Below are 17769 nucleotides of genomic sequence, written 5' to 3'. Positions count from 1 at the left end.
ATGAACTAAGTAATAACAATTACTTAGTAAGTATATCGCTAATTTTTCTATTTGTCAGCCTTTTTTGATGATTTTTTTGTTGTCTTTTTATTATCAGATGACTTTGATGACTTCTTGTCAGTATCTTTACTACTATCTTCATCTTCGTCATCACTCTTTTTGGTACGTGGAACAGCCTTGATCATCTTGGCTTCACTTTGCCGAATAACTGCACGACCGTTTAATTCATTAACCCCGTTCTTATCACTGGGTTCAAAATCTTGAATCGAAATTATTACAGAATTATTGTACACTTTTTCAACAATTCCAGTAAAGCCATGATCCATTGGACCGAACTTCTTTGCCTTAACGAGATCACCAATTTCAAAATCAGCCACAGGCTATCACCTCTTCATTAATTTAGTAAACACAATAGTGTACGATACACTTTTTTTGCCATTTTTTCAAGCAAAGTGTTTGTTTCACCCACGAATTTCTATCAGTGTTACAATCAAATTCTGAAAGGAGCTTCCCAATGCTAAACCTGTTAATCTTATTTGCGAGCATTATTCTCTTAATTGCTTCCACTACTGGGCTCCACGCCAAGATGGAAAAGCATGTTAATACTTGCTTAATTATTACCCGCTGTTTTTTCTTCATTCTGTTAACGTGCCAAACATTCAGCTGTTTCTTACATGGAAAACACGATTACTCACTAACCTGATATGGTTAATCTTTTCCATTATGCTTTTTGCTTTTACCGCAAATGCTTTTCGCGAAAAAATCGTAACGTTTGGTAATCCACGTCACTTACGATTAGTTTTTGGCGGAATGATCATCAATCTCTGCTTATCCTTGATTACCCTTCTTTTTTAGAAAGCGGTCAAGTCCCTCAGCGGCTTGCGCACGTGTCAAGTAAGGGTAAGCTTCGTTAAACGCCATCTGTGCTAGCGTTTTGGTTGAATTTTCCGGAATTAAAATTCGACTAAATCCTTCTCCGGCAGTTCCCCGTTCTGTTCTTGCAATCTCACCTTCTAGAATCCCGGGTACCGTTTTAAGGATCCTCCCTTGGTAAGCACAAGTAAGGACCGTTGTCATTTTAAATGAGCGATCTCTTCCTTGAACAAGTTGAATAATATGTTGGGCATATTCGTGAGCTGTTGGGTAATTTGCCAAATCACGAGCAGTCCGAACTCCCAGAATTCCGGGCTGAGCTTTTAAGCTTAATCCAGAATCATCTGCAATAACTAATTCTTCCGGAAGAAATTTACTAATAAAAAGTGCTTTCTCGCTTGCATTCTCCGTATACGAACGATTGCCTTCAGGAGGAAAGTGCTTTTTTTCAATTAATTCTGTATATGGAATCGCATTATTTTGTCGGACACGCAGAATTCGCTGAATCTCTTTAATCTTATCCCGATTATTACTAGCAATGATAAATTGCAATTTTCTCTCCTTCTAATAGCGAAGTGGTGCAATCACTCTCTCAAACCACTCTTTAGCATTTCTACTATGAATTTCTGTAAACGGCGCACGTTTAATCAACCGATCATCTACATTAAAAAGCCCTAGTCGGCCCTTAATTGGAAGTGGTTCAATCCAGTAGGAGCCATTCCTAGTAAATGGCGCTATTTTCCAAGCGTAGTACCGTCCCTCGTCATCTTCTCGCTGCTCAATGTCAGTAATTCTAACAACACAAAGAGCGTAGCCAGGAACAAAACCATGGATTTTCTTTGCGGTATTACAAATTAAAAGTTCACCCCGATGTTTAGTTGACCAGGTACGATATTCTTCAGTTTTTGTACCATTCATTATCTCGGCTGCGTAATCTGAACGAATGGATAAGGCCTTCATTACGGTGCCTCCTTGGTAAAAAGTTCTGTGTTAAAATAAAAAGCCCGGTAAATCAACGTTTACCGAGCTAATTTTATGCCCCAGGCAGGCAGTTGTAAGCCTTATATATCAAGGCTTTAACTCAGTTTTGTGTGCAGGATGTGTGCAGCACTTTATTTTTTATATAAAACCCGACACCTCAAACGAAGCGTCGGGTTATTTTGTCCCACTCAAAAATCAGTATAGCATACTTTTATCGGTGCAATTTATCGTTATTTTGCACCAATAACTAAAAATCCCTCTCCGTTAATGGAGAGGGACGAGATCTAGTGAATTACAAGCTTGATCGGGGCTTGCTTTTGCACATTAAGATTCACTCATATTGTATCATAAACTGCTGTTCGCTTTACGGAAACAAAAAAAGACTATATACTTAAATTGTCATATCAAGTATATAGTCTTTACCATCAGCTTATCCCTGATGGATTTTTTATTTTAAATATCAAGAATTGCTTTGATATTATGGAACACTTGCTCTGGGATATTATCAGTATGATCAACCAATTTATACGACCTATTATCTAAATCTAAGCTGGTCATCTGTTCTACTAACAGTGTTCCTTTAGTTTTTGTCCCGGCTTGTTTAGGATTCCATTTAACAACAGTAGGGAAGCTCTTGTCTTCACTAGTGAAAGGAATAATCCAAGCAAACGGGGTAAACTTCTTAAGAAAAGGATCACTCACAACTAGCCAAGGACGATATCCCTTTTGTTCATGATTCTTTTCTGGCTTTGGGGCATTTTCTAACATAATAATATCCCCTCGCCTTAAACTCGATGCTACCATAGCACCACTTCCTTTATTTAATTTTTAGCGTGTTACAATCGTCTCTCGACTCGCACAGCTTATCAATTAAATCAATTCTTGACCAACAGCTCCACCTTTATCAACTATTTCAAATGGATAAGATTTGCCATCGTAATTTTCAAACATTTTTTCTAAGGTACTTTTTTCTTTTTTAGGCTTTATGATAATCGAATCAGCAGTAGTTTCTACTGATACTTCATTATCTGTTGAGGCAATTCCAACTTGGTTCAATATCTCTTTAGGGAGACGAACTGCGTTGGAATTACCCCACTTACCTAGTTTAAGTGTTCTAATCATTAATTCGACCTCCAATAATTAATTACCAAATACGCCGTGTGCATTATTAGTATATCCCAGTATATCTATGGTGTCAACTCGTATATACTCCAAAAAATCCCTAGTAGCAATTGCACAAGCAACTACCACTAGGGATTAATCTTTATAATTGAATTGTTTGACCAACGAAAATCATGTTCGGGTTAGCGATGTGATTCCTGGTAGCTAGTTCTTGCCAAGTCGTACCGTGTGCAGAAGCAATTCCAGATAATGTATCGCCACTCTTAACTGTGTAAGTTCCTGATTGATTAGAACCATTCCCACTAACTACAATCTTTTGACCAACATAGATGATGTTAGGATTGCTGATTCCATTTGCACTAACAAGAGTATCAACGGTTGTGCCAAACTTATTAGCAATTCCACTCAAGGTATCACCTGCCTGAACATAGTAAACTGTTTGATTATCAGCTTGACCAGTTACCTTAAGCACTTGACCAGGCATGATAAGGTTTGGATTAGCAATACCATTAAGGCTTGCTAAGTTTTGATAAGTAGTGCCGAACTTAGCTGCAATCCCGGAAAGAGTGTCTCCAGACTGAACAATATAGGTGCCCGTTGCTGAGTGCCCCACGTGCTTAACTGGTTCATTCTTTGGTACTTCAATTGTCGGTACTGAACCGGATTGATCACCGTCTACTGTGAAGCAACCATCAAAGTCGTAGCTAGCGTCAGTACCAGTAGTGTTACCACCATAACCTTGGCCATCATCAAATTGCCAAGCTGCTGCATTATCAATTCCAAGATTGGTAATTCCATACCCAGCAATCCAGATTTTGTTATCACCCAAGCCATGACTATTAAGAATTCCACCGGTGAAGAATGACTTCATCGAGTATACAGCGGTTCGCTTGTAGCCTAGTTGCTTTACTTGGTCAGTAAAAGCATTCGCTCCAGCGTTGTAGTCACCCATTGAGTGAACTTCAGCATCATCAACCATTAAGGTGTTGCTATCCATGCCAAGATCCTTAGCATGTTGAACAAAGAAATTAGCCTCGTTCCGGGCATCGGCTTCACTAGTATACCGGGCAAAGTGATACAAGCTAATCACTAAGCCAACCTTAGCTGCATTCCGAATCTTTTCTCCAGCGGTTGCACTAACCCAATCAGAGCCATCGGCTGAACCTTCAGTAACCTTGATAACTACACCCATTGCACCCTTAGTTTTTAATTCCTGCATAAAGGCGAGGTCTGAACGTTGGTAGTCCGATAAATCGACAAATAAATTCCGCATGTTACTTTTTCTCCTTCTTGTTCTTTCCCGTTAAAGGGTCGTAATCTTGACTATTGTATTCATCACTAAGCTTATAGATATACGATTTAAGCCAATTTGGTAGTGGTAATCCCATCTGTCCCCAGTTCTCTATAATTGAGACTGCATAGTAAAGAATATAAAATGTAACGAATGCATCGCCAGCGCTTCCCATCCCGTTTACATCCAGCATTGGATACAAAGTCAAAATCACTAAGATTAACACTCCATGTTTGATTAAACCAGTTGTGCCTTTAGTTGATGTGGTCCGCTTAGTAACTAAGCTTTTCGCCAATCCTGTTACAATATCAATAATGACCGCCCAAACGAATAGCCATATCAACCGATTATCTTCCATGTTTTGAAAATGCGTGAAATACATCTGATGATACGGCATTGGCGGTGCTGTTAGTAATTGCATTCAATCCCTACTTTCTAAAATTTAAGGTACAAAAAAGCGCCAACCGAAGTTAGCGCTGAATGATTACTTCCGAAGAAGCTTGATAATCATTTTAATTATCTTTTTTAAGTACTTACTAGGTACTATAATGATGAATAGACACCAATGCGTCATTGGAAGGAACCTCCTTCCTGCACTAGTCGGGGTTTCTAAGTCCCGCTCAAATGTGCAGTTAGTATTGTACCATAAAATAATTATGATATAATACAGGTGTAATGATGAATAGACCGTGTGTAGTGGGTGCTTTCTAGCTCACAAGCCGGTATGGGTGGATGCTTTCTTAGCACCCGCCTTTTTTATTAGCCGCCCATAATAAAAGCGTGCGATTGCGTTTAATTTTTAACGCTTTCGTACGTTTTTTATGTACTGTGTATTTCAAAGGCGACTATGTGTTAATTAAGCTTGTGGTTGTTGAGTTGCAGGTTGGACGTAATCCTTACCGGTAAACTCCTTGTATTGTTCAGGAGTAATTGTCCCAAAAACCACGTAATTAGTAATGTCAGCGTTTAACTTAGCCATCAATTTAACAAATTCAATCATTATTTAGTACCTCCTTGTGTCTTAGCAATCATTTGTCCTAGCATATTGACTGATTGCGTCAAGTCCTCGATCTGCTGTTCAAAGTTCTTATTTGTCTTATCTGATTCTGCTTTTCCTTGGACTAATTGCTGTCCCAGAGCATTCATTGCTTCAACTGTTGGACTTGGCTTTACCGGCTGTTGTGGATGCTTTGCTTCCCACTCTTCCTTAGTAATTCCCTTCCAAGCGTTCGCTTGCTCGTCAAAAGACGGTTCATACAAGCCGTCAGGACAAACAATCGTTGTCTCATTTGCTTTTAATTCATAATCATCTGCTACTACATCAGTACCAGTTAGCTTCTTAGTTGAAGCATCATACTGATAAATTACGATCATTTTTTATCCTCCTTTTATGCAAAATACATGGCATGGATTGAATACTCGTAGTTATTCTGGTCCCAATCACCACCATCAGTTTTAGAAATTGACAATTCATTATTAGATGACTGGCTATAGAAGTATTTTCCAGAAACACCCCCTGCAAGTTGCCAAGAAATCGGAGCGATAATGTCAGGGAGTTTTACCCAGCCACCACCACCGTAACCATTAATTCCTTGTGTGAGAGTCGAATGTAGAGAAAGCTCGACAAGTTTTACACCATTTGGAAATTTTATGTATCGATAACCACTTGGCTTCCCTGGAAAATCAACAAAACCGCTTTCGAAGACGATACCGTCTTTCTTCCAATTAGTTATAAGATCTTTATCCGAAAATTCTTGTGCAAGATTATCAAAAGCTTCCGATACATTGGAAAAATTTTGGTTAATCTTCTCTGCACCGTTATCCATACCCGTGAAAATCTTGTCAATTTTAATATCCATATTAAGTGTCATTCCTTTCATAAAAGGTCAGGCACCTAATATGGATACCTGACCAAATTAATTATTTGCTAAATAAAATACTGAAAAGCTGTATAGATTATCTTTTACCCAATTATCATCCTTCACTATGCCTGTGTAGGTACTCAGGGCAAATCCTTGTCCCATCATATAACCCCATTGTCGGTCCGGATCAATGCTGCCGCCAAATGCATAGGCCTGTGGTTCAATATTGTGTGGAACTTTGATGACGAAACCACAAGATGAGCCATTAAAGTTACTATTTAATCTCTGAAGAATTGGGTGAAACCAGACCAGCTTTTTATTACCAAGCTGTGCCGTTTGATAACCACTATTTCGAGACGCTGGAAGTAGGCCCCAATCATTCGTTGCGACTAGTCCTTCTGTTGTCACATCAGACCAATGGAGCTGGCTTAGTTTCCCCCCCCCCATATTTTCTACAGTCTGATCTACTGCTTCAAAGTTGTGTTCAATTGCTTCTACTCCCAGATCCATTCCAGCAGTAATCTTTTGTAAATCCATTAAACTAATCCCCCTTATAGTAAAGAGCCTTGTAGCCTTCAAAGACTCCAAAGCTCTTGTCTGGTAGTTGTTTCATTGTTAAACCATCACTCATCAAGTTAAAGCTGTTGGTAATTTCAAGCGTGCTCGTCCCGTTAGCCGAGCTAATTACCTTTGCCGGGAGAATTTGTCGATTACCTCCACCGAACATACCCTTGGGTTCCGTCCCAATCGGGACTAATCCTAATGCATATTCAAGATAGACTAACGACACCGTTGCTCCAGTAGTTAAGCTAACTGGTACCTTAACTTGAATTCCTCGAGTTTTAACCGTCAGGCTCGCCCTTGGACTTTCACGGAAGCCATTAAAGGACGCAACACTCAATCGGTATGAAGTATTTGGTGTTAAGCCTGAAACTTGATAGTTTCTAGCACTCACAGTAGCGATAAGGCTGTCACCATTGCGAATACGATATTGCATTAGCAATCACCTCTATTAGTTCCAATCAAGTTCTATCGAGTTAGGTGTTACGTTCTTATCTGTTAGGTTTGATACATTAACTAATGCTTCATAGACTGTTAAGCCAATTGCGTTAGAAACCTTCTCACCAATTTTTGCGGTAATTGTTGCTGTCCCCGGAGCAATTGCTTTGACGTTACCAGCACCATCAACAGTTGCCACTTGCGTGTTTGATGAGGTCAATACCGCTGCACCATCGGTTTCATTGGCCGGCGTAATTGTAACGGTAACCTTAGCTGTTCCACCAACTTCAAGTGCCGTTTTATCAATTGCCAAGGTAATACTTTGAACCGGAATAGCACTCGTCTTGACCGTGATAACGTTAGACTTAGCGCTTTCTCGCAAACCATTGTAGGAACTTACAGCGAAGCGATAAGTTGAGTTAGCCGTCAAACCAGTAGCGGTGTATTCTTTCTTGTTCTCAACTTCAGCGATCTTCTTCAGTTCACCGTCCGTGCCAACACCTTGATAAATATAGAATTTCATTAACTAATCCCTCCATAGTAACCGTTGCGTGTGTTCATCAATATAGACTGCTCGTAAGTCCGTTGGACTTGTTGGCTTTGAGAAGTAACCCGTGTTCGGTGATAGGTAAGACTTACCTTCTCCATCACCTGCTTGGGCTTTAGCGTCATCAATCGGCATTCCCAAGTCAACTTTGATCGTCCGGTTACCGTCAATCAGATACCAAGCACCGAACTTATAGTGCGGTACGGCATCAAGATAGAAGTTCCGAGGAATCTTAACCTTGATTGTGTTTGCATCGGGGTATTCCGCAACGCAATTAATTAGCTTGGTGTTTGTTTGCCCGAAACCATGACTAGTCTTACCTAAACCATCCCGTTCAGTCCCGATAGCGTCCTCGTAGTACAGCACTGCCGGGCGCAGCGGGTGTTCGCATTGATTATGCTTAATCTCAATTGTGTAACCATAAAGGAAGTCTTCCAGACTATCCGCACTCAACAAGGATGAGTTCCGTTCCGCAACTAAGCCCATATCGGTATTAATGCTAATGACATTCTGCTCATCCGGCGTTTCGTCTTTATGCTTAACTCGGACGTTCCAGTAAGCCCCGTGACCATCATCGTAATTATCCCAACCATGCGTGATTGCAAGGTCACCGTCCATCAATGCTGTGTACTTCTGCATTGCATTAACGGTGGCAAAGTGGAATGGCCGGTCATGGAATTGGGCTTGTTTGAGAATCTCTTGGATCTGCTTTGCCATCGTTAGTAGCGATGAATACTTCGCCATTAGCCCTTCTTTAGGATCATCAACCGCATTAAGAGCATCTTGCAGGGATTGTTTATACTTTGCTAACCATTCAAGGAATTGTTGCTTAGTATCATCGCCAAGCTTATCTAACTCCTCTGAAATGGTTGTTTGCTTAGTTTGCAAATCGGCCAGAATCTTTTCAAATTCTTGTTCTCGTTCAATGCCTTCTTGACGGAGCTTCTCTTTAGCGTTAGTCAACGCAATGTCCAAATCACTAATGTAGAAGTCGCAGGCTCGTCCCATTTGAGCAACGCCGCCCAGAACCCGGAACCAAATATTAACTCCCGTTAAATGTGTATGGCCACCATCATCGGAATCATCAAGTAACCCAATAAAGCCCTTGAAAATTCCTTCTTTAGGGAACATCTGCTCCGGAAACCGATATAGTGCTTGACCATTGGCCTGACAATCCTTTGGATCACCTGTTGATGAAACCGTTCCAGCGTCAGGTGCCATTTGCAGATTCTTTTGATCATCAAATGAATAGTGGCCAACATTTCCTTGGATAAATGGCTTCATACCGGAGATATCTAATAGTTGTCCTTGATAATACCAGACAATTTGTAGGCCGAAGTTATTATCACCGACTCGCCCTTTAAAGTAAGGCGTTAGGTCAAACACTTCGGCCCCTTCTTTAGCAATATCAATTGCTATTCGGTAATGATGACCATTATTGTTATGTGTTACCTTAACTGGCAAAATTAATCCCTCCTTTTCTAACTAATTTCAGATGAAGTATCCGTATCGCTAATATCAATAATGCTGGTCTCTCCGTCATTATTAGTAACAGAGGTTCCAGCATCATTTATTAACTCAGTTTGGATATCATCTTTATTTAACTCGGTAAATTGTCCGTTTAGCGAGTTAACCTCACTGTTGAGATTATTCAACGTTTGTTCAATTAACCTAAAGTTCTCAACTAAATCATCATAGAATTCCCGACTAAGTGTAATTGGTAAATCAGTTGTATGTAACTTAATCTGATCCTGCATTCTCTTCATCTCCCAACAAATAAGTCCAACTCTTCCAAGCATTATCCCGGCCATTTCTCAATAAAATAACAGGCTTTTTACTATCAACGATTTCTAATTGTTGCCTAGCATAGCAATGATTAGCATCAACAATTACTTTGGTAGTTAATATTCCTAGTTTTCCCTGATTAACTTTAATTTGAAAACTATCTAAAAATACTTTTTCATAAAAAATGCCATCTGAATAATCAGATGGCACTTTCGATGGTGCATTCTTATTTATACGAATTTTGGGAACAAACTCAGCTCCTATTAATTTCAATATACGTTCACCATCATCTCGGTTAAACATAAATGATCCATCAGGTCCTAATTTAGGAATTTTATTAACACCGTCTGGAGAGGCTACCAAAAATTTGCCGCCTTGAATGGAAGTAGTTGAATAGTCAAATCCCACAAACGCACCAGAACTAACACGATAATCTTTATTGGGATCAGTCTCTATTGAATCATTTATATTAATTACCTGATTTAATTTACCGCTAACATCAATATCTTTCCCTATCCCATCTAGAGAATTAATACTCAGCAAATTCATCTTTTCGATTGATTGATCATCATTCTTTATGGCCCATTTATAAATATCATTTCTTTCAAATTCATCGGAATTAAAATTATTAAATTCAGTAACCGAAGCATATAGACCAACATTCCATCGATTCATCTTCCAGTTTCGGTAAAATGGTCGAAAAAGCTCTTTTATATTATTTTTGTTGCTTCTTACTTTCAAAAAATAGTAAGCATTATTTGATAATCCAAGTTTATGTGCATTCTGGATAGACCACTGAATCTGGTTTTCAACATCATCTTGATATTCGTGGTACCCGTGAATAATTAGTCCTACCCTTTTAGCCTCTGTAATAAATTCAGTTGCCCGTTTATCCTGAGTGTTACCCACGCCAAGACGAATAATTACCGATTTTATCCCTTCAGATTTTAATTTACTGAAGTCTATGGTTGAACATTGTTCAGAAATATCAATCACGTTGGGTGTCAGCATATTGTTTAGCCTCGCTTTCAGTCCAAGTTTCCTGACCACTTTGTGTTTCCATATCAGAAGTCATTATCTTGTGAACACTATCTTGAATAACTGAAACGTTATTGAGTTGGGTATTATCATAATCAAGAATATTTTTACCGTTAGAATTTAGTGTTTCAGTTGACGAATTAATTTCACTATACGGATACCATTGATAACCAACAACAGCCACAGTAGTTACAAAATGTTTGGGTTTAACTTCAACTCTAATTAATTCACCAGCAATTGGCTTCCGATTATCTTGTAACGTTGCATCAATCTCTAAATCAGGATTGAGATTAAACTGAGTATCAGCATATTTTTTCATTTCATCCTTGTCTTGAATAGTATCAGAAGTAATATCATCTGTACCAAATTGTCCCCATCTGTTAACACTTTCCTGATTTTGATACCAGAAGGGTGCAAAATAATACATTTCCTTACTATCGGTTGTCGTATTATCAACATCGTTATCATCCCCAGTCGCTCCAACTATCGTCGCCATTTGATCATTACGCTCCCACCACGACGGAGGATAATAACTAATTGGGGTAACCTTACATGATTCTCCAGGTTGTGGTTCATATTCCATTGTTGTTGAATCCAAAGCAAGCGTTACATGGTAACTTGCCCCATGAGATCCATAAAATCCCATATCACCAGTCTGTGGCGAATTAACATCACTTCCACATCCCTCAAGTGAAACTGTATATGCTGGAACATCAATGCCAAAATCCTTATAGACTTGTGAAACGAAACTAGAACAATCCATTCCACTAAATGGATTTCCACCCCGTGAACCACCAGCGCCACCCCATACATACGGAACACCAACATATTTCTTAGCATCATCAATTACTGATTGAGCACCCTTTCCAGCATTTCCATTGGGCAAACCGGTATCTACTGTAGTATCTTGCTCATACGTAGCACCAACTAATCGGGCACAATTACTCATATTTGTAGAATCATATGATAACGTTATCTCCGCAGTATCGTGCAAATAATCAATCCGATTGCCATAGTTTTTATAAAACTCATCATGCGAATAAACACGGATATTTAAGTTATCTGGATAAATTACACAATCTGGCCATGCTTCTCTGATTTTATCCAAGCAATCTTTTCCGCTACCGCTAGCATATGGATCGTCTATACTAACTGAATTAAATTCTCCAATTACTTGATACGTTATACCCCAACCGTTGTTTTTAAAAACGCTATCTAAAATATTCTGTGGAGTCACTTGTTGAGTTTGATCATCATCACTACCGTCTGAGGTGACCTGTAAATCAGTTTGACTGGAATTACTATTATTTTCCGAATAATATGGACTGTTTCCCCAATCAATCGGATCTTTATTGCTGTAATGTCTTATACGCGAAATTTCATTTGAAACATGTGACAAGCTCACATCAACTGTCGCAATTCCACCTGAATAGTCTGGTTGAATCTGTTTAATCACAAACCATTGTTCCGTAATTTTCACCATATTTTGCACTTCTAGTAAATTAAAAGCTTCTGAACCATCATCATAAGCGGTAAATTGTGCTTGATAAGTATTATTTACTTCCCATTGGATATAGATTGAATCCGATAATGCAGACTGGAGAACTGCCATGTTATCATTTCCAGGATTCTTTGGCGGATAAAAGAGACCATCTTTAATCTCCAAAATAACCAAGGGAGTTGTGAGTAAACTCATATTAAATAGATGAATGGAAAACTGAATGTAATATCTACTGAGTTAGCTCCAGTACACTCAATATCATTCCATTCAGGGTCTAAACTAATATAACCAAAATCAGTTTTACCGTTAACCTGTTCACCATCAAGGTAGGTAGTTAATAATTGCCCATCCCAGATAATCGTATGGTTGCCGTCACTACTTTCGTTGTAGGCCCAAGTAGTATCAGTTGTTTTATTATGAATCTTCAATGAATCCCCATTGAACTTAATGATTATCTTTAAATCATGATTTTGAAAATATGGATCAACTTTAATATCACTGGCGTTATAAACTTTGAAATTATTAGTTGTAAATTGATAACTCACTGAATCAGGGTGACTTGGCAAATTCATTCCAAATTGCCATCCTGATTGTTGAAAAGTATAAGGAGAATCTGAACGGTACAGTGAATAACGATATGGCTTAGGTAGATCAAAGGGAATTGTAAAATTAGCATAATTAGCTCCCGATTGAATTGGCGTAATATCAAAAGGATTAACATAGCCAAAATAAACCTTAGCATTGTTTACATCCGTTCGTACCCTAATTAATTCTCTTCGCCCAAACAATTTATATATTTCATGTTTAGCTAATTGGTAATCTTCCCAATTCCTGGAAGCCAATATAAATCGTTCGTTAAACGTGCGCTTAGCGAATGTTTGACCCACAAAAAAAGACCCATCCTTTCCAGATAGATCTTGATAATTATTAGTGAACTGCGGTGATGAACTAGCATCATCAACTCCCAAGTATGTTATACCCGGAACCTTATCAGTAATGTTGAATTCATCACTATCACCAATTTTAATTTTAAAAAATGGTTCCATGTCTAGTTCATCCCCTAACTAAATGATCTCATTGCAGCATCACGTGCCTGTTTTTTATAAAATTGTTTAGTATCAAAACTTCCCTGAGCTTTTATTGCTGATACTTGGTCAATACTTAATCCTAACAATTGTTCAAACTTTCCTAATAACTGATCAAACTTAGCATTAAGCTCTCGCAATTCCTTATGATCTTCAGAATTATCAACTTGATTACTATGAGTTGGCTCTTCTGCATGAAAGCGAGTAACAATTTCGCCCAATAACTGGTAAGCTCGCGAACGTTTTGAAATATCAAGTGGCACAATCATTTCTGGACGGTTGTACTCACCAACTTCATACATACCATGTTTATTGATAAGACCACCGTTTTCCCAACCGTGACCATTACCAACGTTACCCCAGCCACCTTCACCACCTTGTTCAAGGACATGAATAGCAGCTAAGATTTCGTTGTATCCATTTTTCCAGTCGGTATGACCGGGTAAGGCATCCGCAGCCCAGGTAGAACCAGCAAATTGAAGTAAACCACGTGCTTCATTACCACCAGTATTAGCATCAACATAACCATGTTGAAAGGCTAATGGGTTACCGCCAGATTCGGTCTGAATTTGACGAAGTAATTTTTCAACCTTCCACGCAACTGGCTCAACACCTAACTGATGAAATGCCCGAATGATGTAAGGTCGCCAACGTTCTACACCAGCACCACCAGGATTAGTTAAGGTAGCAAATTGCTTCTTTATCCAATCTGCCATTTGCTTAGCAATATACTTTGGAACATAAGTAACCAAATCACTAGCAAACTTAACTGGTGTTGAAACTTGAACAAACTTCTTAAATACGCCTTCCATGAATTCGATTGGGTGAGCAATTATTTTATCTGCTTCCTCCATCATTCCATCAAGGGCATCACCAGTTGTGTTGATAATATTACTAAACATATCAGATAAAGCACCAATACCATCTGCATAATGGGGAATTTTACCCATCATCCGCATTAGGGCGTAGCTGCGTTCACCATCTAAGACTGACGTACCTTTAGGCAATGGAACAACCATATTACGGACTGCCGGAAACATTCCCACAGCACCATTTGGTAGTCGGTATAGTTCCCGATAGTGATCAGTTTTACCATCATTAACTTTAGCAAATCCACCTGGATGTGCATCTCGGGTACCGGTTGCATAACTTGGCATCGGCACTTGCCAGGAGCCTCCAATCTTAGATGCTCCCAACTTATCCAATACCCAGTTAATCCCTTTTTGTAGATCAGCCAGCATATCGTTAAATGGTTTGATAATGCCACGTACCAAGTCAACAAAGTGTGTATGGATAGCTTGCTTAGCATTAGCAACAGTATCATCAATACTACTCATCTTGTCTTGCCAAGATTTAACCATATCACCCAGTCGACCATCTGTTAGATCATTTAACTTGTTATACATATCCTTAAACAACCGTTGATGAAATTTATTCATATCATTAGCTGTTCGTTGAGTATCACCTGCTAAACGATCCCAATGACCGCTAGTAAGATCTTTCCAAGTCTTCGTTTGGTCCTCAATAACCTTGTAGCCGGCCTTGAACGTCCGCTTATGCTTTTGGAACATTCTTTGTGCCGCCCTGGTTGTTTGCCGATTCATCCAGTTCCAAGTTTTAGCAACATCCTTAGAACTACGGTTACCCCAACGAGCAACATAATTCCAACCATTCCGGGCATCCCGGCTAGCCCGATTCCACATATTCTTAGAAGTTCGTTGAACATTCCGGCTCATTGTATTCCAAGTTTTATGGGCATCTTTTAGACCACGCTGGTTTTCTTTCATCTGATTACGCCAAGCAGTACGCGTAGTTTTTTTAATTCCACGCCACATATTTGTAACAGTTTTACTTACTCGTTTGGCAGTTTGCTGTCGTTGCTTAATCTCTTGACGCTGATACTTAGCTTGTTCCTTATTGTGCTTTTGCATCGTTTTACCGATGTTACTAAATGCTGACTTAAAGAAACCGCCAAGCTTTTTCAAACCTGACTTAGCGCTTTTAGCTAAACCATTAACAAACTTTCGGAACTTCTTACTGTGTTTATACAGTAGAGTAAATGCTACAACAACGGCTTCAATAGCAATCACCCAAGGGTTAAACCCGGCAGTTACTACTTTTAATGCGGTACCAATACCACGAATTCCAAATGAAAATGCTTTCACTATCTTGGTTGTTGCTTTTAATCCACTAAGAATCGAAATGGCATTCTTAATTCGTCCAATGCCTTCAAGAACCTTTAAATTAGCAAACGCTAATAATAAGGCACTCCCAAATACTTTAACTGTTGTCGTATGCTTCCCAATTAAAGTAACAAAGCTAACTAAGGCTGATGCGATGCTTCCAATACCCTTAGCAATAGCTTTCATACCATTCTGAGTATCTTTACGCATAAAGGCTTCCGCCATCGACTGTGAGGCTTTAGAAATAGCTGGTAGCATATTACGCCCTAATTCAATTTGAACAGCTTGCATTGCATACTTAAAACGGTCAGAAGAATTTTTAGCTGATTTCATGTTCTTCTCGGCAAGCTTACCAGCATAATCTTCTTTATATGCAGTTTTTAACTGGTTATTAACATGGTCTAAATCTTTAGTAGAACTTGAAAGAATTGATGCCGCGTTTTGTGCAGTTTGACCAAATACCTTATTAAAGAATTCTAGTCGTTCAGCTTTTGGAACATGTTTATTGATTTCCTTAAAGATATCACCAACAGGTTTTAGTTTACCTGACTTTGTCTTAAAGTCATCAATTGACATATTGTATTTCTTTAAAGATGCTTTAGCGGTGTCAGTTGGTGCCGCCAAACGAGTAAGGATCCGTTGTAAACCGGTACCTGCTTGCGTAGCCTCTAATCCGTTATTGGAAAGCACCCCCAGAATAGCAGAAGTTTCTTTCAGTGAAACACCAGTTGCTTTTGCTGATGGTCCAGCATAAGTCATGGCTTCACCTATATCTTTAAAACTGGTTGAAGTAACGTCAGCTGCCTTAGCCAAAGTGTCAGCTACTTTAGCTGTGTTCTTCATCATTCCACCAGTGGAATTTACCTTCATCCCAAAGGCTTCCAAGGTTGAAGTCGTAACTCGCATGGTGTCATCAAAATCATCACCAGACGCTTTCGATGCCTTCAATATCGAATTCATTGCACCTAGTGATTGTTTACCATCGTAACCACGTTTAATTAATGTTTGGTATCCATCCGAAATAGATTTCTGGGAAACACCATATTGAACAGATAATTTCTCACCTTGTGAGTACATCTGATTAACTTCTTTTTGCGCATCTGCACTCTTTTCACCAGCAGTGGTCATCAAGTTTTGATTTTCTACGTAGGTCTTTTGTAAGGAGCTAGCTTTTTTAGCAGCATCAACTAGTCCTACGGTAATAACCCCAAGAGTGTTAGCAACACCCGAAGCCCCTTGTCGGATATTTGTAAAAGCATCCTTAAACTTGGTTTTCATTCGACTAGTATGGTCATTAATCTTCAACACGGCATTATCAATCCGATTAATACCAGTTGGTTGAAGACTGGCAACAGTTCCTCGCAAAGACTTCATTTCACTTTTGGTTTTGGCGATTGATGTTGCAGTTTTGTCTAATTGTTCCTTTTGCTTACGGTAGGCTTCTGAATCTTTGCCGCTAGCATTCGCTACTTGCTTGAGCATAAACTCTTGTTTACGGTATTGAGATTCTAAATTAACAAGACTCGTTTTTAATGATCGGTATCTGGTTACACTAGCACTTGCTGATTTACCCTCAGCTCTTAAGCGTTCTACATATGCATTTGATGCAGACTGTGCCGAACGATAAGCACTCTGCAATGATGCCAGTCCGGACACTTGATAAGTAGCAGCAGTTTTAGCTCTTCTAGCTTGACTATCATAACTAGCAAGTTGTTTGTTAGCTTGTGAGATTTGCTTTTCAAGTTTTAAAAACTGTGTTGCTTGCTTCCTATTTGAGGTATCAAGCCCTTCTTGTTCTGACCGTAATTCTTTAATTTTGGCTCGTTGTAATTCCATTACTTTATTCAGACCACTAATTCTTGAGCGAATCGCTTCTGAATAATTACCAGAATTTTTGAGCGCTGTTTCTTGAGCGCGCCAAGCATTACTTGTTGCGGTAACTGCATTTCTAAAGGCTTTTAAGCTACCAATGGCGGCTACTGTTTCCACAGAAATACGAGTAGACATTTCATTTTGTACTTTCAATGTGACACCTCCTTCCCCGGAGTACAAAAAAACCGATCATAATGACCGGCCCGATGAAATATTCAATTGTTCTATCTATTTGAAAATTGATAATACCATTGTTAGTAAAGCTGTAACAATTTTGACTACGATAATGAACATAATTACTGCAATTAGAGCAAACCATAAATTAAAAGCATCCATAACTTTAATAAATACGAACGTTTCAATAGCTAAAATCAAAGCTGCACACAAGGGCAAGAAATACTTGCTATTGTAAAATGCTAACCATTTTTCTTTCATATAGTTCACCCTTCCTTCAGCAATCATTATACTCTAATTTCCAAATATCTGAGCCATTTTCTTAAATCCTTCAGCACCTTGTAATGGCCGTTCTTCTCGAGCTTTGGCACTTTGAATTTTCAGTAACTCAAAATAATCCTGCTTATCTAACTCTGATGGTAAAATTCCTGATTCAAGCATTAATCGTTGGCGAAA

The 17769-nt window shown here is 39.0% G+C and carries 21 protein-coding genes; all 21 read right to left on the bottom strand.

The genetic code is table 11. From position 1 onward, the window contains the following. Positions 1-47 precede the first annotated feature (47 nt). The 21 genes from H5R64_RS07785 to H5R64_RS07685 all read right to left on the bottom strand — a co-directional run bounded on the left by H5R64_RS07785 (position 48) and on the right by H5R64_RS07685 (position 17754). Complete coding sequence (locus tag H5R64_RS07785; RefSeq protein WP_182583313.1) at positions 48-377, bottom strand: hypothetical protein; 330 nt, start codon at positions 375-377, stop codon at positions 48-50. A 451-nt stretch (positions 378-828) separates the two neighbouring features. Further along, a complete protein-coding gene (locus tag H5R64_RS07780; RefSeq protein WP_182581670.1) occupies positions 829-1425 on the bottom strand; it encodes a non-canonical purine NTP pyrophosphatase in 597 nt (198 codons plus the stop codon). Positions 1426-1437: 12 nt separating this feature from the next. Continuing rightward, entirely contained in the window at positions 1438-1833 is a 396-nt protein-coding gene (locus H5R64_RS07775; RefSeq protein WP_182581671.1) for an ASCH domain-containing protein, read from the bottom strand. Between the two features lie 474 nt (positions 1834-2307). Continuing rightward, complete coding sequence (locus H5R64_RS07770; RefSeq protein ID WP_267905315.1) at positions 2308-2658, bottom strand: type II toxin-antitoxin system PemK/MazF family toxin; 351 nt, start codon at positions 2656-2658, stop codon at positions 2308-2310. Positions 2659-2724: 66 nt separating this feature from the next. Beyond that, on the bottom strand, positions 2725-2976 hold the full coding sequence (locus H5R64_RS07765) for an AbrB/MazE/SpoVT family DNA-binding domain-containing protein (RefSeq protein WP_182583309.1): 252 nt from the start codon (positions 2974-2976) through the stop codon (positions 2725-2727). A 142-nt stretch (positions 2977-3118) separates the two neighbouring features. Beyond that, positions 3119-4249, bottom strand: a complete 1131-nt coding sequence (locus H5R64_RS07760) for a LysM peptidoglycan-binding domain-containing protein (protein WP_182583307.1) — start codon at positions 4247-4249, stop codon at positions 3119-3121. Position 4250: 1 nt separating this feature from the next. Next, the gene (locus H5R64_RS07755; protein ID WP_182583305.1) at positions 4251-4688 is read right to left on the bottom strand and encodes a phage holin family protein; all 438 of its coding nucleotides are present in this window, start codon (positions 4686-4688) and stop codon (positions 4251-4253) included. A 435-nt stretch (positions 4689-5123) separates the two neighbouring features. After that, entirely contained in the window at positions 5124-5267 is a 144-nt protein-coding gene (locus H5R64_RS07750) for an XkdX family protein (protein WP_182583303.1), read from the bottom strand. Continuing rightward, positions 5267-5641: a hypothetical protein gene (locus H5R64_RS07745; protein ID WP_182583301.1), complete on the bottom strand. Its 375-nt coding sequence runs from the start codon at positions 5639-5641 to the stop codon at positions 5267-5269. The genes H5R64_RS07750 and H5R64_RS07745 overlap by 1 nt, the downstream gene beginning before the upstream one ends. Before the next feature lie 14 nt (positions 5642-5655). Continuing rightward, on the bottom strand, positions 5656-6147 hold the full coding sequence (locus tag H5R64_RS07740; protein WP_182583299.1) for a hypothetical protein: 492 nt from the start codon (positions 6145-6147) through the stop codon (positions 5656-5658). A 36-nt stretch (positions 6148-6183) separates the two neighbouring features. Next, entirely contained in the window at positions 6184-6666 is a 483-nt protein-coding gene (locus H5R64_RS07735; protein WP_182583297.1) for a hypothetical protein, read from the bottom strand. A gap of 4 nt (positions 6667-6670) precedes the next feature. Continuing rightward, entirely contained in the window at positions 6671-7126 is a 456-nt protein-coding gene (locus H5R64_RS07730; protein WP_182583295.1) for a fibronectin type III domain-containing protein, read from the bottom strand. A 15-nt stretch (positions 7127-7141) separates the two neighbouring features. Further along, positions 7142-7651 carry an Ig-like domain-containing protein gene (locus tag H5R64_RS07725; protein ID WP_182583293.1) on the bottom strand — a complete coding sequence of 170 codons (510 nt, stop codon included), beginning with the start codon at positions 7649-7651 and terminating at the stop codon, positions 7142-7144. 3 nt (positions 7652-7654) lie between these two features. Next, positions 7655-9139, bottom strand: a complete 1485-nt coding sequence (locus H5R64_RS07720; protein WP_231797918.1) for a DUF2479 domain-containing protein — start codon at positions 9137-9139, stop codon at positions 7655-7657. Positions 9140-9156: 17 nt separating this feature from the next. Continuing rightward, the gene (locus H5R64_RS07715; protein WP_182583291.1) at positions 9157-9432 is read right to left on the bottom strand and encodes a hypothetical protein; all 276 of its coding nucleotides are present in this window, start codon (positions 9430-9432) and stop codon (positions 9157-9159) included. Continuing rightward, complete coding sequence (locus H5R64_RS07710) at positions 9416-10471, bottom strand: GH25 family lysozyme (protein ID WP_182583289.1); 1056 nt, start codon at positions 10469-10471, stop codon at positions 9416-9418. The genes H5R64_RS07715 and H5R64_RS07710 overlap by 17 nt, the downstream gene beginning before the upstream one ends. Continuing rightward, entirely contained in the window at positions 10449-12110 is a 1662-nt protein-coding gene (locus tag H5R64_RS07705; protein WP_182583287.1) for a phage tail protein, read from the bottom strand. Before H5R64_RS07705 ends, H5R64_RS07710 begins: the two co-directional genes overlap by 23 nt. Positions 12111-12190: 80 nt before the next feature. Continuing rightward, positions 12191-13045 (bottom strand): phage tail domain-containing protein, encoded by an 855-nt coding sequence (locus H5R64_RS07700; protein WP_182583285.1) that lies wholly within the window; start codon positions 13043-13045, stop codon positions 12191-12193. Positions 13046-13059: 14 nt separating this feature from the next. Beyond that, entirely contained in the window at positions 13060-17292 is a 4233-nt protein-coding gene (locus tag H5R64_RS07695; RefSeq protein ID WP_182583283.1) for a phage tail tape measure protein, read from the bottom strand. Positions 17293-17367: 75 nt separating this feature from the next. Further along, entirely contained in the window at positions 17368-17574 is a 207-nt protein-coding gene (locus tag H5R64_RS07690) for a hypothetical protein (RefSeq protein WP_182583281.1), read from the bottom strand. Between the two features lie 33 nt (positions 17575-17607). After that, a complete protein-coding gene (locus H5R64_RS07685; protein ID WP_182583279.1) occupies positions 17608-17754 on the bottom strand; it encodes a hypothetical protein in 147 nt (48 codons plus the stop codon). Positions 17755-17769: the final 15 nt, after the last annotated feature.

The sequence above is a fragment of the Limosilactobacillus fastidiosus genome (genome assembly GCF_014145505.1).
GTDB lineage: Bacteria > Bacillota > Bacilli > Lactobacillales > Lactobacillaceae > Limosilactobacillus > Limosilactobacillus fastidiosus.
This window is presented reverse-complemented; position numbering and strand designations above follow the sequence as displayed.